The organism is Pontimicrobium sp. MEBiC06410 (genome assembly GCF_053601615.1).
This window is the reverse complement of the sequence record NZ_JBSHNT010000157.1, coordinates 199,691-221,316: the sequence shown is the minus strand read 5'-3', so window position 1 is coordinate 221,316 and position 21,626 is coordinate 199,691. Positions and strand designations below refer to the sequence as shown.

Sequence of the window (21,626 nt, the reverse complement as noted above, 5' to 3'; positions counted from 1 at the left end):
TTTTAATTAAAGCCCTTTTTTTAGAATAGTAAAATACACTAGCTAACCATAGCAAATAGCTAAACTAGAATAACTTTTTTGGTAATTTTTTTCTTTAAATGTAACAAAAAAATAGTATTTACGACTTTGTTAAAGGATTATTAAAAAGATTCGTTTTAAAAATTAAGCATTTAAAAAGACCGTATCTTTACAACTTAAAGACCTAATTATATGCCATCAGACTGTATTGCTTTTAAAAATACTGGATACTTTTCCGAATTAATATGCGACTATTTAGTAGAAAGTGATAGTTTAAAACCGTTTTATAATAGATTTCCAAAACTAGAAGCTTTTAAAGCACAACTAGAAGAAAAAGGAAATACGTTTTCTAAAAAAACAAGAACAGTTTTAGTAAATAGTTTATTAGAACAATATAAAACGGTAAATCTTTCCAGTGCTACAAAAGCAAATATTGAAGCATTAAAACAAACCAATACATTTACAGTAACAACAGGCCATCAATTAAATTTATTTACAGGACCTTTATATTTTTTACATAAAATAGTGTCTACAATAAATTTAGCAAAGACATTAAACAAGACCTATCCAGAACATCATTTTGTGCCAATATATTGGATGGCAACAGAAGACCATGACTTCGAAGAAATTAATTACTTTAATTTTAAAGGAAAAAAAGTAAGATGGAATAAAGAAGCAAGTGGAGCAGTAGGCGAATTAGAAACAGAAGGATTAGAAGCCGTTTTTAACCTGTTCTCTAAAGAATTAGGATTAGGCCGTAATGCAGATAAATTAAGAGAACTATTTAAAAACGCTTACCTAAAACACGACAATTTAGCCAAAGCGACACAATATCTCGCAAACGAATTATTTGCAGAATACGGTTTAGTAATAGTAGATGCAAATACTAAAGCATTAAAACAAGAATTTATACCCTATATTAAGGAAGAACTAATAGAGCAAAGTGGAGTTAAACACGTATTAAAAACAAATACTCAAATAGAAGCAATAGCAAATAAAGAGTATCCTATTCAAGTAAACCCTAGAAAAATAAACCTATTTTATATAACTAAAAACTTAAGAGAACGAATCGTTTTTGAAGACAATAACTATAAGGTTTTAAATACAGAAATAATCTGGGATAAAGAAGCTATAATAAAAGAAGTAGAAGCGTTTCCAGAGCGTTTTTCTCCAAACGTAATACTACGACCATTATATCAAGAAGTTATACTGCCAAATTTGTGTTATATAGGCGGTGGTGGAGAACTAGCCTATTGGTTTCAGTTACAAGATAATTTTAAAAACAATAATGTAGTATTCCCTATATTATTATTACGTAATTCGGTATTAATAAAAACAAAACAACAAGCACAAAAACTAGAGAAACTTAATATCTCTAACCAAGATTTGTTTTTAAAACGAAACGCATTTATAAATAAAAAAGTAAGAGAAATATCTAACATAGATATAGATTTTTCAAAACAAGAAACGCATTTAAAACAACAATTTGTAGCGTTATATAAAATCGCAGAGCAAACAGATAAATCGTTTATAGGAGCAGTAGCAGCACAAGAAAAAAAACAGTTAAAAGGAATAAAACATTTAGAAAAAAGATTATTGTTGGCGCAAAAGCGAAAGCTAAAAGACCATGTAACAAGAATAACCGATTTGCAAAATCAATTATTTCCAAATCAAAGTTTACAAGAACGTAACACAAATTTTTCTCAATTATATTTAGAATACGGAGAAGAATTAATACCAAAACTAATAGAAAATCTAGACCCATTAAAAGGAGAATTTTTAGTGTTAACATTTTAGTAAAAAAGTTTGCAATTCGTGATGCGTAATTATTACTTTTGCGTATGCAACACGACAAGATTTTAATTTTAGATTTCGGATCGCAATACACACAACTAATTGCGCGCAGAGTTAGAGAACTTAACATCTATTCCGAGATACACCCATTTAACAAAATTCCAACAGAACTATCAGAATATAAGGCGGTTATTCTTTCGGGGAGTCCAATGTCTGTACGTTCAGAAGACGCTTTCCATCCAGACCTAAATGGCATTCGTGGCGAAAAACCAATGTTAGCCGTTTGTTATGGCGCACAATATTTAGCACATTTTTCTGGAGGAGAAGTAGCCGAATCTAACACCAGAGAATACGGTAGAGCAAACCTTAGTTATGTAAAAGAAGGAGAAGCCTTTTTTAAAGGAATAACAAAAGGAAGTCAAGTATGGATGAGTCATAGCGACACCATAAAATCACTACCAACAAACGGAGAATTATTAGCAAGCACACACGATGTAAAAAATGCAGCCTTCAAAATAGAAGGAGAAACAACGTATGCTATACAATTTCATCCAGAAGTTTACCACTCTACAGATGGAAAACAACTCTTAGAAAACTTTTTAGTAGACATAGCAAACGTAAACCCAGACTGGACACCAGACAGCTTTGTTGAGGAAACAGTAGAAGGATTAAAAGAACAATTAGGAGACGATAAAGTCGTATTAGGCCTATCTGGAGGAGTCGATTCTAGTGTTGCAGCAATGCTATTACACAAAGCTATAGGCAAAAACCTATACTGTATTTTTGTAAATAATGGATTGTTACGTAAAGACGAATTCTCCCAAGTATTAGAACAATACAAAGGGATGGGGCTTAATGTAAAAGGCGTAGATGCCTCAAAGCGATTTTTAGATGCTTTAGCAGGGCTAAGTGACCCAGAATTAAAACGAAAAGCAATAGGGCGCGTATTCATAGAAGTATTCGATGACGAAGCAAACCAAATAGAAGACGTAAAATGGTTAGCACAAGGAACTATTTATCCAGACGTAATAGAAAGTGTATCGGCAACAGGAGGACCAAGTGCAACCATAAAAAGTCATCATAACGTTGGAGGATTACCAGACTTCATGAAACTAAAAATAGTAGAACCATTAAAAGCACTATTTAAAGATGAAGTAAGACGCGTAGGAGCCTCTATGGGAATGGAAAAACAATTATTAGGACGCCACCCATTTCCAGGACCAGGATTAGCAATTAGAATCCTTGGAGATATAACCTCAGAAAAAGTTCGTATTTTGCAAGAAGTAGATGCAGTGTTTATAAACGGATTAAAAGACGCAGGACTATACGATAAAGTATGGCAAGCAGGCGCAATTTTACTACCAGTAAATAGTGTAGGAGTTATGGGAGATGAAAGAACCTACGAAAAATGTGTCGCTTTAAGAGCAGTAGAAAGTACAGATGGGATGACGGCCGATTGGGTAAACCTACCATACGAATTTTTACAAAAAACCTCTAACGACATTATAAATAAAGTAAAAGGAGTTAACAGAGTAGTTTACGACATAAGTTCTAAACCACCAGCAACAATAGAGTGGGAATAAATAACCACTAAAAATAATAATTTGGGCATTACCCAGAGGGTCGGGCTTTCATGGCTCGCTCTCTGCGAGGAGCTCAAACAAACCACTCAATCCCTAATGCGGGAATACCAGCTAAGATTGAGGTTTAAAATAAAAACCGTACATTTCGTTAAAATGGTATGGCTTTTGTTTTTAACACATCCAATACCATTTTAGGAAAATAGAAAACCTACAATAATAATAATAACCTATAATCCTAAATATAACTTTTGAACGTATAAAAGTATATGAAGAAAATAATTTACATATTAGTATTAGTACTTAGCTTTAGCTGTGTGTCTACCCAAGCACAAAACTATAAAACCCATAAAGTAAAAAAAGGAGAAACAGTAGAATCTATAGCCAAAGCTTATAATATACCTATAAGTACAATATATAAGTTAAATCCAGACTCTAGAAAAAAACTAAAACCAAACTCAGTTTTAATACTTCCAGAACCTAAAAAAACAGAAGCTAAGGCATCAAAAGTTACAGTAACAAAAGAATTAACAGGGTATACTAAACATAAAGTAAGACGTAAAGAAACACTATACAGTTTATCGCAAAAATATAATGTAACACAAGACGAAATAAAAAAGCACAACACCTTCCTATACGCAAATAATTTAAGAAAAGGAGACCGTTTGCAAATACCTGTATACAAAACAATAACCAAAGTAGAAGAAGTAACAGAGGCAACAAAACAATATACCGTACAACCCAAAGAAGGAAAATGGCGTATTGCCTATAAATTTGGAATAACAGTAGCAGAGTTAGAAGCATTAAACCCAGAAATGGGTGCAGTATTACAACCAGGGCAAACAATAAAAGTACCAAATTTAAATAAAGACGTAATAAAGCAAGTAGACGAAACCTATAGCTATTATACCGTACTACCAAAAGAAGGATTTTACAGAATAAAAGTAAAAACAGGAGCAAATAAAAGCACACTAGAAAAACTAAACCCTGCACTTGCAGAATCAGGATTAAAAGAAGGTATGATATTAAAAATACCATACAATAGTCAATTACCAACAAACGCTAATGTACCAGTCACAATAGCAGATACTATAACAGAACAAATAGAAGGAACAATAAAAAGTTTCGATCAATTATCAGGTAAAATCATAGACACAGAACAAAAGCGAATAGCTATAATGTTACCTTTTAAGTTAAATAAAGTAAATGTAGACTCTGTAGCCAATACAAAAGCATTTATAAAAAAAGACTTATCCACTAAAATATCATTAGACTTTTATTCAGGAGCATTAATAGCGTTAGATTCGTTACAAAAATTAGGTGTTAACCTAGAAGTAGATGTTTACGACACTAAAAACTTAAAAAGTGAGTTAAACACAATATTAAGAAACAATGACTTTAGTAATACAAACGCAGTAATAGGGCCATTAATGGCAGATAATTTTAATACAGTAGCATCAGCCTTAAAAAGTGAAAATGTAATAGCAGTCTCTCCAATAATAAAAAAAGTAAACTTAGGAGCAAACGTATTTCAATCACGCCCATCAGACGATGCATTAAAAAATAAAATCATAGCGCACTTTAAAGCAGATTCTACAGCAAACATAGTAGTTGTAACAGACATAAAAAATAAATTAGCAAGTACAAAACTTAAAAACCAGTTTAAAAATGCAACTTTAGTAACTTCTAGAACAGACAGAAAAACTAAAGAAGATGCCTATTATGTATTCGAGCAAGACCTAGTAAGTGTATTAAAACCAGGTAAAAATATTGTGTTTTTAGAAACTAAGGACGATGGTTATGTCTCTAACGTATCTAGTATATTAAATTCGTTAATAACCGACGATCTTAAAATAACATTAGCAACAACAGATAAAAGTAAAGCCTTCGATGACGAAGACGTATCAAACGATCATTTATCTAACCTTAGCTTTACCTTTCCTTCAGTTTCAAAAATGATAAGCGAAGAAGATAATAACAGCTTTGTAAAACAATATAAATCAAAATACAAAGAAACCCCAAACGCATATGCTGTAAGAGGTTTCGATCTAACCATGGATGTTGTATTACGACTAGTAACTTCAGAAAACTTACCACAATCTGTAGAAGACTCACCCTTAACAGCCTATGTAGAAAATAAATTTGGCTACAAAAAGAAACTATTTGGAGGGTATTATAACGATACAGTGTATTTAGTACAATATAAAGATCTAATGATTGTAGAAGTAAAGCAATAAACTGTTAACAGTTAGCGTTATAGGAGTTTGATGTTTTAAAAATTAAATAAATGTACAAATTACTTATACTATGCTTTGGCCTTCTTTTTTTTCAAGGCGATAAAACAGGAGTATCTTGGGACGAAAAAGTAAAATTAACATGGAAAGATTTTAAAGGAAAACCCAATCTTAATTCAGATGCAGTAGCAGTAACAGCCTCAGGAATTACGTTTAGCTACTCTATAAAAAAAACAAAAAGCAAAGTTCTAGGTTTTAAAACAAGAATAAAAGCAGACTTTTATCCAGAACATTCATGGTGTAAAAAAGGAGAAGTAGACAATCATGTATTATCTCACGAGCAATTACATTTTGATATAACAGAACTCCATGCCAGATTATTTAAAGAAAAAGTAGCCGTATTAAAACCATCAAATAACATAGCAGAACAATTACAAAAATGCCATAAAGAGATCGATTTAGCTTTAGAGAAAATGCAGAATAAATATGATAAAGAAAGCAATTACTCTATAAATAAAGAAGGACAAACCATTTGGCAAAACTATGTTGCAAAAGAATTAAATCGACTACATAAATACAAATCATAAGCTGTTGTTCATTTTGAATTGAAAATTGCAACTTACTGTCAGTTCGAGTGATTTTGAGGAACGAAAAATTGTATCGAGAACATTTTTTAAGTAAAATTCTTATTCTCGATATAATCCCGATAGTTATCTGGGTTACTCGAATTGACGAATTTTATCAAAATGTACAACGGGTAAATCATAATTTATAAAAATGCTCCAACCAGACAAAGATTTTTTAATAAAGTTAGCACACACCAAAATGCCGTACGGAAAATATAAAGACCGTTATTTAATAGATTTGCCCGAACATTATGTTGTCTGGTATCACGGCAAAGGATTTCCTAAAGGAAAACTAGGCGAAATGCTAGAAACAGTATACACGTTAAAGCTAAACGGTCTAGAAGAATTGGTAAGAAATATACAACGTAACTTTCCTAAAGTTTAAGCAATAAACCACAATAAATAAATCCTAAAATTCCGTAAACATTCCAACTTAAAATTGTAAATTTGCTCGCGTTTAACAACGTACAATGGCAACTACAACAAAATACATATTCGTAACCGGAGGAGTTACATCTTCATTAGGAAAAGGTATAATCGCAGCATCACTTGCAAAACTATTGCAAGCCCAAGGTTATAGAACAACAATACAAAAATTAGATCCCTACATAAACGTAGATCCAGGAACATTAAATCCATACGAACATGGCGAATGTTATGTTACAGACGATGGCGCAGAAACCGATCTAGACTTAGGGCACTACGAGCGTTTTTTAAACGTACCAACAAGTCAAGCAAATAACGTAACTACAGGACGTATATACCAAAGCGTAATAGAAAAAGAACGTCGTGGAGAGTTTTTAGGGAAAACAGTACAAGTTATCCCACATATAACAGACGAAATAAAACATAGAATTCAAATATTAGGAAAATCTGGAGACTATGATATTGTTATTACAGAAATAGGAGGAACCGTAGGAGACATAGAATCATTACCTTATGTAGAAGCTGTAAGGCAATTAAAATGGGAGTTAGGTACCAATAACGCCTTAGTAATCCATTTAACACTAGTACCATATTTATCTGCCGCAGGAGAACTAAAAACAAAACCAACACAACACAGTGTAAAAACACTAATGGAAAGTGGGGTACAAGCAGATATTTTAGTATGTAGAACAGAACACGAGTTACCAGAAGACGTACGCGAAAAATTAGCACGATTTTGTAACGTAACACCAGACTCTGTAATACAATCTATAGACGCATCTACAATTTACGATGTTCCTAATTTAATGCTAGACGAAGGCTTAGATAAAATAGTATTAAAAAAACTAGCTTTAAAAAGCGAAACACCAACTTTAGACCGTTGGAACGAATTTGTAAAAAGGCACAAAAACCCTAAAACAGAAGTTACTATTGGATTAATTGGTAAATATGTAGAACTTCAAGACTCCTATAAATCTATATTAGAAGCATTCATTCATGCAGGAGCAGAAAATGAAGTTAAAGTTAATATAGAATCAATTCATTCCGAATATTTAAACGCAGATAACATTAAACTTAAATTATCTCATTTAGATGGAGTACTTGTAGCACCAGGTTTTGGAGAACGCGGAATAGAAGGTAAAATAGAAGCCGTAAAATATGTTCGCGAAAACAATATACCATTTTTAGGAATATGCTTAGGAATGCAAATGGCGGTTATAGAGTTCTCTCGTAATGTACTCGGTTTAAAAGATGCAAACTCAACAGAAATGAGTGAATCTACAGCAAACCCAGTTATTAATTTAATGGAAGAGCAAAAAACAATTACAGATAAAGGAGGAACGATGCGTTTAGGAGCATGGGCATGCGATTTATCTGAAAATAGTATTGTTAGCAATGTATATAAAAATAAAACTATAGAAGAACGTCACAGACACCGTTATGAGTTTAACAGTGAATACAAAACACAAATTGAAAATGCAGGAATGATTGCTACAGGTTTAAACCCAGACACAAAACTTGTAGAAATAGTTGAAATACCTAGTCACCCATGGTTTGTAGGAGTACAATACCATCCAGAATATAAAAGTACAGTAGCTAACCCACACCCTTTATTTGTAGCTTTTGTTAAAGCAGCATTAAAACATAAAAAAAAATAATAAAAGGTGTCAGTATGGCATAAAAAAAATAACGGATTGCTTTTTGATTCAGCAGTAAGCAAATACGTATTTATATAAAACTAACATATGTCTTAAATAAAATAAGGCATCAATTAACAAATGGAAGAAAAAAAATTAGATTTAAATACTATAATAGGATTCGTGCTTATTTTTGGAATACTATTATTTATGATGTGGCAACGCACACCAACTCCAGAAGAACTTGCAGCAGAAGAAAAAGCAAAACAAGAACAAGTAGAGGACGCTAAAGTAGAAGAAAAAGGAGTTGCAACAGGAGTTAATGAAGCTATAGAGAAGCAAATTGAGTCTTTACCAGATTCGTTAAAAACAGTCGCATTACAAAATAAATATGGAGCATTTGCTTATTCAGAAGCATTACCAAACACAAACGAAGTTACAGTAGATAATGGTGTTTTAGCATTAAAATTCAATCCAAAAGGTGGGCATATATCTGAAGTTAAATTAACACAATTTGTAGATTTCGATTCTATACCTATCCATTTAGTAAAAGATAAAAATGCCTCTTTTAATATTAATTTTGGGACTACAGATAGCCGAATTTTAAACACAAAAGATTTAACCTTTCAACCTAATGTAACTAAAAATGGAGAGAATACTATAGTTTCAATGAAGCTAAAAGTATCCGAAACTAAATTTTTAGAATACAGATATGTAATTAAACCTAATGATTATATGGTAGACTTTACCATAAAATCTCAAGGACTAAATAATATAATTAATGGGTCTCAAGCCATTAATTTAGATTGGACACAAAAAACCATTCGTCATGACCAAAGTGTTAGTTACGAAAACCGTTACACACGTTTAACTTACCAACATGATGGCGATAAAATAGACAAACTATCTCAAGCTAGCGACGATGAAGAAACAGAAGTAGATGTACAATGGTTATCGTTTAGGCAGCACTTTTTTAGTTCAATATTAGTAGCAGATAAACCCTTTAAAAGCGTAGCTTTAACATCTAAGGATTTAGTAGAAGATGATGAAGTAGATACCCTTTACACAAAACAATTCTCTGCCAAAACAGCATTAGCATTAAGTGGAAATGAACTTAATGAAAACCTTAAGCTATTTTACGGCCCTACAGACAGTAAAGTATTAGATAAATATGAGCATAACCTAGAAGAAAGTATTCCATTTGGTTGGGGAATTTTTGGATGGATTAACAAATTCTTATTTATCCCATTATTTGGCTTTTTAAGTTCATTTTTACCATACGGTATAGCCATTATTGTAATGACAGTACTAATTAAATTAGCCATGTCTTTTGTACAATACAAGCAGTATTTATCTCAAATGAAGATGAAAATCTTAAAACCAGAGTTAGATGCTATTCGCGAAAAGCACAAAGACAATAAAATGAAAGCACAACAAGAAACAATGGCACTGCAAAATAAAGCAGGAGCAAGTCCATTAAGTGGTTGTTTACCAGCATTTATTCAAATGCCAGTATTCTATGCGTTATTCATGTTCTTTCCTACAGCATTTGCTTTACGCCAAAAAAGTTTCCTATGGGCAGACGATTTATCATCTTATGATGTTGTTGCTGAGCTTCCATTTAATATTCCATTATACGGAGATCACGTAAGTTTATTTCCAATATTAGCAGCCATAGCTATTTTCTTCTATATGAAAATGACAACAGGTCAGCAATCTGCAATGTCTCAACCACAACAAGAAGGAATGCCAGACATGCAGAAAATGATGAAATACATGATTTATTTTGCACCAATAATGATGCTAGTGTTCTTTAATCAATATGCATCAGGATTAAGTTTATACTATTTTATATCTAACTTAATTAGTATAGGAATTTTAATAGTAATTAAAAACTATGTATTAGACGAAAATAAAATTTTAGCACAAATACAAGAAAATAAGAAAAAGCCTAAAAAGGAAAGTAAATTTCAAAGAAAAATGAAGGAGATGATGGAGCAAGCTGAGCAACAAAAACAAGCACAGCAGAAAAATAAAAAGAAATAAAAAAGTAATAATTATAAACAAAGCTGTCGTTCTATATTTAGTTTGGCAGCTTTTTTGTTTTCTATAAACAGTAATATGAAATTATAGAGAAAACAATTTCATTAATAAATTAACGTTAAATGTTTCAAGACTATAAATAAAAATGAAGCAAGTAAAAATTATAATCGTATTATTAGTAAGCGTTGTTAGCTATGCTGTATCTGCCCAAAATATTAATCAGTTTGATGCTAACGGAAAACGACATGGAGTTTGGAGAAAAAATTTCAATAAAACTAAAATACTACGTTACGAAGGTAAATTTAATCACGGCAAGGAAGTAGGGACGTTTAAGTTTTATAAAAACCTAGATAATAAAGCCGTGTTAACAGCTACACGAACATTTAACCCTAATAATAATATTGCAGAAGTTAAGTTTTTCTCGTCTAAGCAGAAATTAATTAGCGAAGGTAAAATGAGAGGTAAAACCTATATAGGGAAATGGGTTTATTACCATAAAAATTCTCCAGTAGTTATGACCGAAGAGTACTATAATGACAAAGGCGAATTACACGGTAAACGTAATACCTATTACAAAAATGGTAAAATAGCAGAAAAGGCATTATACAAAGAGGGGAAATTAGATGGAGAATCATTTTGGTATTCAGGAAATGGAAATGTACTAAGACACTACATTTATGTTAATGGAAAACTACATGGACCAGCAAAAACTTATGATTTTAAAGGTAATTTAGAATCAGAAGGAGAATATCAAAATAACAGAAAGCATGGCATTTGGAGGTTCTACAAAAATGGTGAATTTAAAGAAAAGAAAGATTTTACTAGGCGAAGTAAAAATCCTAAATTAAAGTATAATAAGCAGTAAAATCAAGTAAGGAAAACTTAGTTTTTTTAGTCTAAATTAAAAAGTCTATTTTTGAGTGCTAACTTAATTTATTCTTATGAAAAAAACTATACTTAATATTGCTGTTATGTTAATAACAGTGGTAACATATTCGCAAATAGGCAATGAAGTCTTAGGGAATAACGCAGGCTCCAGTATTTCTACAGGAGATTTTAACACAATTGTAGGGGATTCTACAGCACACTTTTTAAGTACATCATCTTCTAACACTATATTAGGGTATAGAGCTGGTAGAGATATTAATTTTAGTTCTACATCTCAAGCTAATTATAATGTAATGATTGGTGAAGATGCTGGTTATAAGCATACCACAGCAGATGAAAATGTTTACATAGGTTACCAAGCAGGGTATTCTAATACAACCGATGTAGATAATGTGTTTATAGGATTTAGAGCAGGGTATTATAATGATGACTCCGATGGTACCTTTGTAGGACATGGTGCAGGCTTTAATAATACAACAGGTGGCGATAATACTTTTGTTGGAGAAGCGGCAGGTGTTAGCGTAACTACGGGAGACGATAATACGTTTGTAGGACAAAAAGCTGGAGCAGGTACATTTAGTAGTGTTACTACTAATACAAATGCGACAACAAATCCCAATACAGCATCCGATAATACAGCGATAGGTTCTGCAGCTGGGTTAAATCTTAGAACAGGTTACAGAAATGCTTTTTTGGGCTCTGAAGCCGGGTACGATAATGAGACAGGTTATAGAAATACTTTTGTAGGAGATTCTACAGGAGTAGATAACAATGCTGGACGATTAAATACATTTGTAGGGCAAGGAGCAGGAAGTGCAAACGAACATGCAAGTTATAATACCTTTGTAGGTGTTGAAGCAGGTGGAGATGTTAATAGAACAAATAAAACAAATGGATCATCAAACAGAAATACTTATGTTGGTGTTTTTGCTGGGTTTGGAGGAAGAGAAGGAACAGATAATGTAGGGATAGGAGCATTTGCAGATGTCACAAATTATGGTAGTTCAGACCTTACAAATGCACAAGGTAGATGGACAGGAAATGCAACAAGTACAAAAAGAGAATATAATACTTATGTAGGAGCACAAGCCTATGCCAATGCAAACGAAATTGTATTACTAGGATACAATACTCGAGCAGATGGTAATAAAAGTATCGCAATAGGAGCTGGAGCATTTGCAGATGATGCAGAGACTATAGTAATGGGATATAGAGCCTATGGAAATACAATTTCAGATCGCTCTATAGGTATCGGTGTAAGAGATTCTATACAACATAGAGATGCTGTAAGCATTGGTTACGAAGCTAAAATAACGGGGCAATATGCTGTAGGTTTAGGTCGAGAATCTGTAGCAGATACAAGTTCTGTAGCCATGGGGTATAACAGTAAAGCATATGGAAAGTATGGTCTTGCATTAGGAGATCAATCTCAAGTAGCAGATTTAACTCAATATGCTATGGCTATAGGTGCAGGAGCAAATGCAACGGCGAGTAATAGTTTAGTACTAGGAGGCGTTACACCTTTAGATAGAGTGAGTGTTGGTATTGGTACTACAGCACCAAACCAAAATGCATCGTTAGATTTGGCAGATACAGATAAAGGGCTTTTAGTAAATAGGTTAACTAATGCTTTAAGAACAACCCTTGAAGGTAATTTAACAGCAACAGATGAAGGTTTAGTCGTTTACGATACAGATGATAAAGCCCTATACGCATGGGATGGGAGTGCTTGGATATCTGCAACAAATACTGATGTACAAGATTTAGAATTAACCAATAACCTATTAAGCTTAACAAATGATACTACACCTGTAGATTTAACTAGCTACTTAGATAACACAGATAATCAAACCTTAACTTTATCTAACAATAGTTTAGATTTAACTAGTGATGATGGTACGGACAGTGTGAATTTATCAGGATATTTAGATAATACAGATAGTCAAAACTTATCGTTAAATAACACAATGTTAGAAATTACTGGAGGTACGGGAGTTGATTTGTCGGTTATTCAAGATGGTACAGGGACAGATAATCAAAACTTAAGTTCAGCAACATTAAACAATAATGTACTAACAGTAGCTATAGAAAACGGGACATCAGTAAATGTAGATTTATCACCAATTTTATCAAATTTACAAACAGAAAACACCAATCAGCAAACACAAATCAACGATTTAATAACTAGAATTGAAACGTTAGAAGCTTGTGCTTGCCAAACATTAACAGTAGGAGAGCATGACGGAACAACGGGTAAGCCTGTAACACCAATACTATATCAAAATATTCCAAATCCGTTTAACGGAACCACGTCTATAAAATATTTTGTACCGTTAAACTATAGGCATGCATCAATTGTTTTTAGCAATGATTTAGGGCAAATTATAGATACAGTTAAACTTGAAAAATTAGGAGAACAAGAATTATTTTTCAATAGCGATTCTTTAGCATCAGGTTTATATTATTATACACTATATGCAGATAACTCTAAAGTAGCTACTAGAAAAATGATAATAGATTAACAAAAAACTTGTAAGTATCAATTAATACAAATGTAAAAGCCTCTTGAAATTTCAAGAGGCTTTCTTATTTAAAAGGCTTTAGTTTGCTATTAACCGTATACAGAAAGTACGCCTTTTAAATATGTAATTATTCTAATAACACTTTATCAATAACATGTATAACTCCGTTTGCAGCTTGTACATTTGTAAATGTAATATTACTTACTCTGTTATTTGGGTCTGTTAAAGTCGCACCTCCTGTTACATTAGCCGTTAGCATACCTCCTAGGGTAGAAATCATCATACCATCAGACAATCCAGAGTCTTGAACATTAGCATTAGTTACAACGTGTGTGTTTAAAGTAGACTCTAGTGTAGCAGTTGGAATATCTGCTAAGCTAGCTAAATTTAACTCTGTTAATAAATCTACGAATGCAGTATTGGTTGGCGCAAATACAGTAAAAGGAGCCGGAGATGTACCGTTGGCTGTAGATAAAGTTGCTACATAAGTAAATGATGACTCTCTCGTAAGAGCAGCTACAAGACTAGAAAAATTAGGATCTGCAGTAGCAAAATCTACAACAGTAGGTAAGCCAATAACTGTATCTACTGCATGTATAATTCCATTTGTACCTACTACATCTGCTGTTGTTACGGTAGAAATTCCATTAAATTTAACTCCACTGTCTGTATTATAATAAATACTCATTGAGTTATTGCCTGCACCAGTAGCTGAGGTATTTGTATAGCCATTACCTAAACCAGTTAAGTCTGTAGAAGATATAGCACCATTTATAACATGGTTTAATAAAACTTGAGAAAGAACATCTGTTGGCACATCAGCTAAAGAAGCAAAATTATTAGCAGATAAAAAATTTAAAAAAGCAGTGTTATCAGGAGCTAATACTGTAAAAGGGCCCGCACCGTTAAGAACATTCACTAAGTTTCCATCGGCAGCACCTAAAGCAGAAACTAAATTAGAAAAACCTGGATTATTACTAGCATGATCTACAATACTAGGTAAAGTAATTACTTTATCTATAATATGTACAACACCATTAGAGGCAGTAACGTCGGGAGTAATTACAGTAGCTAAATTGTTAAACTTAACACTAGAAGTAGCATCAAAATATAAGCTCATGTTATTTCCGCCAGCACCAGTAGCTAATGTATTTGTGTAGCCAGCTCCTAAACTTGATAAACCAGTAGAAGTTACAGTTCCAGAGATAACATGATTTAATAAAACTTGTTCTAAAGCAGCATCAGGAATTTCTGTAACATCGGCCCATCCGTTAGTAGACATAAACTCGGCAAATGCAGCATTTGTAGGTGCTAACACGGTAAAGGGACCATTTCCGCTTAAAGTGGTAGCCAAATCGGCTTCAATTACAGCAGCTACTAAACTGCTCAAATCTGCAGTAGCCTGTGCGGTTTCTACAATATTCATTGGTTGGGGGTCATTAACAGGAGAAGAATTGTCATCATCGTTACTACAAGACCACAAAGCTATAATTGCTAATAAAAGCGGTAATTTTTTTAAAGTTTTCATAATTGATATTTTAGTTTTAATAGTTTTTTGTTTATCAAATTTATATAAATGTTAAACAAAAGTATTTAAAATTTTGTTAAATATTTTAAACAAAAGGTTAAACAGTTTTAGGTGTATAACCCAAAAACCGATTATCTATGTGAAAACTTTAAAATCTTGTATCTTTGCATTCAGTTATAAAAAAAATGAAAAAAAGAGTAATTGTAGGGCTTTCAGGTGGAGTAGATTCTAGCGTAGCGGCATATTTATTAAAAGAACAAGGCTATGAAGTTATTGGTCTATTTATGAAAAATTGGCATGATGATTCTGTTACCATTTCAGATGAATGTCCGTGGTTAGACGACAGTAATGATGCTATGTTAGTAGCCGAAAAATTAGGAATCCCTTTTCAAACAGTAGACTTAAGTGAGCAATATAAAGAACGTATTGTTGATTACATGTTTAATGAATATGAAAAAGGAAGAACACCCAATCCAGATGTATTATGTAATAGAGAAATAAAGTTTGATGTCTTTATGAAGATTGCATTAGATCTAGGAGCAGATTATGTTGCAACAGGACATTACTGTAGAAAAGGAACAGTAGAAAAAGAGGGAAAAAACATCTATCAATTACTATCTGGAAAAGATAATAATAAAGACCAGTCCTATTTTTTATGTCAATTATCGCAAGCTCAATTAGCTAAAGCATTATTTCCAATAGGAGAGCTTCAAAAACCTGAAGTACGTGCTATTGCCGCTAAAGCAGATTTAATAACAGCAGATAAAAAAGATTCGCAAGGGCTATGTTTTATAGGTAAAGTAAGGTTGCCAGATTTTCTTCAGCAGCAATTAAAACCTAAAGATGGTGTAATTGTAGAAATTCCTAAAACGAATATAGCGTATACAGAAACAAAAAGTGATTTTTCTAATAAAGAAGAAGAACTACAGTATTTATCTCGAAAAGCAAAATACGCTGTATCGGAAGGTAAAATAGTAGGAAACCATCAAGGAGCTCATTATTTTACTAAAGGACAACGTAAAGGATTATCTGTAGGTGGTATGGTAGAACCTCTATTTGTAATAGATACCGATGTAGAAGAAAATGTAATATATACAGGACAAGGAAAATCGCATCCAGGGCTATACAAAAAAGCATTATTTGTAAACAATGACGAGTTACATTGGATTCGTGAAGACTTAGCTTTAAAAGATGGTGAAACATTACAAGTATTAGCAAGAATACGTTACCGACAAGCGTTGGAAAAAGCAACATTATATAAAGTTAATACAGGATTATATGTAGAATTCGAAAACATGCAATCTGCCATTACCGAAGGACAATTTGTTGCATGGTATCTAGAAGATGAATTAGTAGGTTCAGGAGTAATTTCATAACTTGCAGTAAAACTGCTTGCATTATGAAAAAAATGAAATTACTATTACTAATCATTACATTTTGTACATCTATTTTAGCATACGCACAACAAGACGCATGGATCTATTTAACAGATAAAGAAAATGTTGCAGCTTCTGTAGCTAACCCTATAACTATATTAACTCAAAAAGCAATAGATAGAAAGGCAGCGCATGGAGTTACAATAGATGATAGAGATGTTCCAGTTAATGAAAATTATATAACTCAATTAAAAACCCAGACAGGAATTAGTGTATTGGCAAAATCTAAATGGTTTAATGCTGTACATGTTCGTGGAACGGAAACAGATATTAATGCCTTATCAAATTTAGCATTTGTTAGCTCTATAACATTTGCAGATAATAGTTTAAATGCTAAAACAGTAACACAAGGGATTACACAAAACAAATTTATTGTAGAAAATAATATACAAACGACCTTTAATTATGGTAGTGCAACCAACCAAATAGAAATGTTTAATGGACACCAATTACATTTAGGCGGTTATACTGGTACAGGAATAACTGTTGCAGTAATAGATGCAGGATTTCCTAATGTAAATACCATGGCTGGTTTTCAAAGATTAAGAGATGCAGGTAATTTATTAGGAGGTTACGATTTTTTCGATAGAACTAGCGACGTCTATGCAAATACAACAAGTTCACATGGTACATTAGTATTAAGTGATATGGCTGGTTTTGTGCAAGATCAATTTGTAGGAACAGCACCAGATGCTAGTTATTACTTATTTAGAACAGAAAATGCACCAAACGAAAACCCTATAGAAGAAAGTCTATGGGTTGAAGCTGCCGAACGCGCAGATAGTTTAGGGGTAGATATTATAAATACCTCTTTAGGATATAAAACATACGATAATCCAAATTATAGCCACAGCTCTCAAGATATTAATGGAAATACAACCTATATAACCAAAGGCGCAAATATAGCATTCGAAAAAGGGATGTTATTAATTAATTCTGCAGGAAACTCAGGTGCAAGCGGATTAAATGCTCCAGCAGATGCAGCAGGTGTTTTAACAATAGGAGCAGTACAAGCAGATGGAACGTATGCAGGTTTTAGCTCGCAAGGTAGTGCCATACAACCAACGCAAAAACCAGATATTGTAGTACAAGGAGCTGCAAGTGCCGTTATAAACCAAAACGATGTCGTAACTACATCAAACGGAACGTCTTTTAGTTCTCCTATTATAGCAGGAGGCATAGTGTGTTTATGGCAAGCATTACCAAATTTAAATAATGCAGAAATAATGCAATTGGTTAGAGAATCTGCTTCGCAATATGCATCACCAGACTATTTTTTAGGATATGGTATTCCAGATTTAGCAATGGCTTTAAATCAAGGTTTATCTGTAGAAGAATTAGAAACTAATACAACATTAAATATTTATCCTAATCCAGTACAAAACGAATTAACAATAGAAATCCCATCGGTATACGAGTCTGTACAAGTACAATTATATAATATTCTAGGAAAGAAAGTATTAGAAACAACAGTAACAAATACCGAGTCTAAAATTAATGTATCGGTATTTGCAAACGGAATATATTTATTAAAAATAGATACAAACGATCTATCAAAAACTATAAAACTTATTATCAATTAAACGATAACAAATAAATGAACAATAGAATTACCCAATTATTCAATATACAATACCCAATTATTCAAGCAGGAATGATCTGGAATAGTGGCTGGAAACTAGCATCAGCAGCAAGTAACTCAGGGATTTTAGGTCTAATAGGAGCAGGAAGCATGTATCCAGATGTATTACGAGAGCATATACAAAAATGCAAAAAAGCAACCGATAAACCATTTGGGGTCAATGTACCTATGTTATATCCAAATATTACCGAAATAATGGATATTATTGTTGAAGAAGGTGTAAAGATTGTATTCACTTCTGCTGGAAATCCTAAAACATGGACCAAATGGTTGCAAGATAAAGGGATTACAGTAGTGCATGTGGTAAGTAGTGTAAAGTTCGCGTTAAAAGCAGAAGCCGCTGGAGTAGATGCTATAGTAGCCGAAGGCTTTGAAGCTGGAGGCCATAATGGAAGAGATGAAACAACTACGTTAACATTAATACCTATGGTAAAAGAGCAATTACAAATACCATTAATTGCAGCAGGCGGTATAGCAACTGGTAGAGCCATGTTAGCCTGTATGGTTTTAGGAGCAGATGGTGTTCAAGTAGGTAGTCGTTTTGTGGCTAGCAAAGAATCTTCAGCCCATGATGCCTTTAAACAGGTTGTTGTTGACGCTAAAGAAGGAGATACACAATTAACATTAAAAGAGTTAGCACCAGTACGTTTAGTAAAAAATAAATTCTTTAATGAACTACAAGAGTTATACAAAACTGCACCAACACCAGAACAGCTTAAAGAATTATTAGGTCGTGCCCGTGCCAAACGCGGTATGTTTGAAGGCGATTTAGAAGATGGTGAATTAGAAATTGGACAGATTGCAGGATTAATACATGATGTAAAATCGGTTGCAGAGATTGTGAAGGAAATGGTTATGGAGTTTGAGGAAGCTAAGAGTAGTATAGCTAAAATATAATTTGAAAAAGATAGTATTAATATTGACTTTTGTTTTGTTATGCAATGTATATACCCATTCGCAAAATAATGATTACAAAATAGAAGAAACAATTAAAATAGAAGAGATTAGTTTAAGTATAACTCGAAGTGTTTTAAAATACAATCCGAAAAGACTAGTAACAGTTCGTTTAAATAGAGAAAATGATAGTATTACTTATCTTTCATTTAAATATGGAAGCAAGTATGCTAATGAAGATGTTGTTGATGAAGTTTTACAAGACTGGAAACCTATAAATAGTATAGAAATTGATTCTGAAATTTTTGATGAGATTGTCAAAGATTTGAATAAATTAGATATTAAAGAGTTAAATAAAGATTTTCGTAAAAATCGGAATGTGTTGGATGGGAGTGTTTACGATTTATCTTTCACGGATTATAACTACAATATTAACGTTACCATTTATGCTCCTAATGTTAATACCGAAGAAGGAGGTTTTCGAAATTTCTTAAATGTTTGTGAGAAAATTTGGGATTTAAAAAAATTAAAGAATAACTAAAGTGTTTTTAATAACTATATAAAATAGTAAATCCTCCAAATAAAATTCGCATAACAAAAACCGAAGCAGTACTTTTGCCAAATGGTTTTAAGCGACTACACTAAAGAATTTAAATACAATTGGAAATTAGCAGCACCAGTTATGTTGGGTATGCTAGGCCACACCTTTGTTAGTTTTATAGATAACATAATGGTGGGGCAATTGGGTACTGCAGAATTAGCGGCAGTATCTTTAGGTAATAGCTTTATGTTTATAGCGATGTCCTTAGGGATAGGTTTTTCTACAGCAATAACACCATTAATTGCAGAAGCAGATTCGGCAAATAATTTCAAGCAAGGGAAGTCGGCATTTAAACATGGTTTGTTTTTATGTACAGTTTTGGGGATTCTACTATTTTTAGGTGTCTTTTTTGCAAAACCTTTAATGTATTTAATGAAGCAACCCGTTGAGGTAGTAGAATTGGCCATACCGTATTTAGATTTGGTGGCGTTTTCGTTAATACCTTTAGTTGTGTTTCAGGCTTTTAAGCAATTTAGTGATGGGATGTCTATGACGCGATATCCTATGTATTCCACAATAGTAGCGAATCTAGTTAATGTTGCTTTAAATTATCTGCTTATTTTTGGAAAGTTTGGTTTTCCAGAATTAGGCATTGTTGGAGCTGCGTATGGTACTTTAGTGTCTCGATTTGTAATGTTATGGTATATGTGGTTTTTGTTAAAAGGCAAAGAAAAAACAAAAGCTTTTGTAACCAATATAAAGTTCTTTGTATTAGATAAATTAATGCTTCGTAAACTAATTAGTTTAGGTGCGCCAAGTGCTATGCAAATGTTTTTTGAAGTCGCTATTTTTACAGCGGCTATTTGGTTAAGCGGATTATTAGGTAAAAACCCACAAGCGGCAAACCAGATAGCTTTAAACTTAAGTTCTATGACCTTTATGGTTGCTATGGGAATTAGTGTCGCATCTATGATTAGAGTGGGTAATCAAAAAGGACTAAAACAATATTTTGAGTTACGTAGAATTGCCTTCTCGTTATTTTTATTAGGAATTATTTTTGCTGTTGCTTTCGGGTTAATATTTCTTTTATTTCATGATTACTTACCAAGATTATATGTAGATTTTGATGATGTAGTTAACTATAATGATAATATGGAAGTGGTAGGTATAGCCTCAAAATTATTATTAGCAGCAGCTATTTTTCAAGTTAGCGATAGTATTCAAGTTGTAGTTTTGGGAGCCTTACGTGGTTTGCAGGATGTTAAGATCCCTACAATAATTACATTTATATCGTACTGGGTAGTAGGTTTTCCTGTGAGTTGGTATTTTGGAACAGCAGAAACTTATGGAAGCTTTGGTATTTGGCTAGGCTTATTAGCAGGTTTAACTACAGCTTCTATTTTACTCTTCATTCGATTTAACTACTTGACCAAAAGATTAATAAAAACGGAGTTAAAATAGATTGTGATTCCTGTGAGGACAGGAATTCAAAAGTTTTATATTTGTAAAAAATAATATAAAAATGACACTTCCTAAATTTATACTAGGCGATAATACAGATTTTCCTAACGCTATTTTTGTAATTCATACAGATTTTCCAAGGTTTATTATAAATCTTGAAGATGATGAAGTGGAGTGGTTTGAAGATTTTGATACTCACGATCAAAAAGAATTAGAGCTAGAAACCGAAAATTTAATTAAGGAAGCTACTGCTTTTTACGACAGAGAAGTATCGCGCTACGAGGACTAACACGTATGGGGTTACTCTTCTACTTTATTTAGTAAGCAATTGGTGAGTACTTTGTAATTGTAGCACT

General features: G+C 32.7%; 16 protein-coding genes. 15 read left to right on the top strand and 1 reads right to left on the bottom strand.

From position 1 onward, the window contains the following. The first annotated feature begins 210 nt into the window (after positions 1–210). The 9 genes from bshC (at position 211) to ACVC08_RS13080 (ending at position 13,768) form a co-directional block, all read left to right on the top strand. Positions 211–1,815, top strand: a complete 1,605-nt coding sequence (gene bshC, locus ACVC08_RS13120) for a bacillithiol biosynthesis cysteine-adding enzyme BshC (protein WP_452602346.1) — start codon at positions 211–213, stop codon at positions 1,813–1,815. A gap of 44 nt (positions 1,816–1,859) precedes the next feature. Then, entirely contained in the window at positions 1,860–3,395 is a 1,536-nt protein-coding gene (guaA, locus tag ACVC08_RS13115) for a glutamine-hydrolyzing GMP synthase (RefSeq protein WP_452600054.1), read from the top strand. A gap of 266 nt (positions 3,396–3,661) precedes the next feature. Further along, a complete protein-coding gene (locus tag ACVC08_RS13110; RefSeq protein WP_452602345.1) occupies positions 3,662–5,629 on the top strand; it encodes a PBP1 and LysM peptidoglycan-binding domain-containing protein in 1,968 nt (655 codons plus the stop codon). Between the two features lie 50 nt (positions 5,630–5,679). Next, entirely contained in the window at positions 5,680–6,213 is a 534-nt protein-coding gene (locus ACVC08_RS13105) for a DUF922 domain-containing protein (RefSeq protein ID WP_452602344.1), read from the top strand. Positions 6,214–6,403: 190 nt separating this feature from the next. Beyond that, entirely contained in the window at positions 6,404–6,637 is a 234-nt protein-coding gene (locus ACVC08_RS13100) for a DUF3820 family protein (RefSeq protein ID WP_452600057.1), read from the top strand. An 85-nt stretch (positions 6,638–6,722) separates the two neighbouring features. Then, positions 6,723–8,336: a CTP synthase gene (locus ACVC08_RS13095; protein WP_452600058.1), complete on the top strand. Its 1,614-nt coding sequence runs from the start codon at positions 6,723–6,725 to the stop codon at positions 8,334–8,336. Positions 8,337–8,456: 120 nt separating this feature from the next. After that, positions 8,457–10,361 carry a membrane protein insertase YidC gene (gene yidC, locus ACVC08_RS13090; protein ID WP_452602343.1) on the top strand — a complete coding sequence of 635 codons (1,905 nt, stop codon included), beginning with the start codon at positions 8,457–8,459 and terminating at the stop codon, positions 10,359–10,361. 142 nt (positions 10,362–10,503) lie between these two features. Next, entirely contained in the window at positions 10,504–11,223 is a 720-nt protein-coding gene (locus ACVC08_RS13085; RefSeq protein WP_452600060.1) for a toxin-antitoxin system YwqK family antitoxin, read from the top strand. A 76-nt stretch (positions 11,224–11,299) separates the two neighbouring features. Next, positions 11,300–13,768 carry a hypothetical protein gene (locus ACVC08_RS13080; protein ID WP_452602342.1) on the top strand — a complete coding sequence of 823 codons (2,469 nt, stop codon included), beginning with the start codon at positions 11,300–11,302 and terminating at the stop codon, positions 13,766–13,768. Positions 13,769–13,895: 127 nt separating this feature from the next. On the opposite strand, the gene ACVC08_RS13075 is transcribed toward ACVC08_RS13080, so the two are convergent. Continuing rightward, positions 13,896–15,296 (bottom strand): fasciclin domain-containing protein, encoded by a 1,401-nt coding sequence (locus tag ACVC08_RS13075; protein WP_452602341.1) that lies wholly within the window; start codon positions 15,294–15,296, stop codon positions 13,896–13,898. A 164-nt stretch (positions 15,297–15,460) separates the two neighbouring features. Between ACVC08_RS13075 and mnmA the strand changes: the two genes are divergently transcribed. The 6 genes from mnmA (at position 15,461) to ACVC08_RS13045 (ending at position 21,559) form a co-directional block, all read left to right on the top strand. Beyond that, complete coding sequence (mnmA, locus tag ACVC08_RS13070; RefSeq protein ID WP_452602340.1) at positions 15,461–16,672, top strand: tRNA 2-thiouridine(34) synthase MnmA; 1,212 nt, start codon at positions 15,461–15,463, stop codon at positions 16,670–16,672. Positions 16,673–16,695: 23 nt separating this feature from the next. Next, the gene (locus tag ACVC08_RS13065; protein ID WP_452602339.1) at positions 16,696–18,315 is read left to right on the top strand and encodes a S8 family serine peptidase; all 1,620 of its coding nucleotides are present in this window, start codon (positions 16,696–16,698) and stop codon (positions 18,313–18,315) included. Between the two features lie 14 nt (positions 18,316–18,329). After that, the gene (locus ACVC08_RS13060; protein WP_452602338.1) at positions 18,330–19,271 is read left to right on the top strand and encodes an NAD(P)H-dependent flavin oxidoreductase; all 942 of its coding nucleotides are present in this window, start codon (positions 18,330–18,332) and stop codon (positions 19,269–19,271) included. 1 nt (position 19,272) lies between these two features. Beyond that, positions 19,273–19,809: a hypothetical protein gene (locus ACVC08_RS13055; protein ID WP_452600066.1), complete on the top strand. Its 537-nt coding sequence runs from the start codon at positions 19,273–19,275 to the stop codon at positions 19,807–19,809. Between the two features lie 81 nt (positions 19,810–19,890). Next, positions 19,891–21,270 carry an MATE family efflux transporter gene (locus ACVC08_RS13050; RefSeq protein ID WP_452602337.1) on the top strand — a complete coding sequence of 460 codons (1,380 nt, stop codon included), beginning with the start codon at positions 19,891–19,893 and terminating at the stop codon, positions 21,268–21,270. A 61-nt stretch (positions 21,271–21,331) separates the two neighbouring features. Next, positions 21,332–21,559, top strand: a complete 228-nt coding sequence (locus ACVC08_RS13045) for a hypothetical protein (RefSeq protein ID WP_452600068.1) — start codon at positions 21,332–21,334, stop codon at positions 21,557–21,559. Positions 21,560–21,626: the final 67 nt, after the last annotated feature.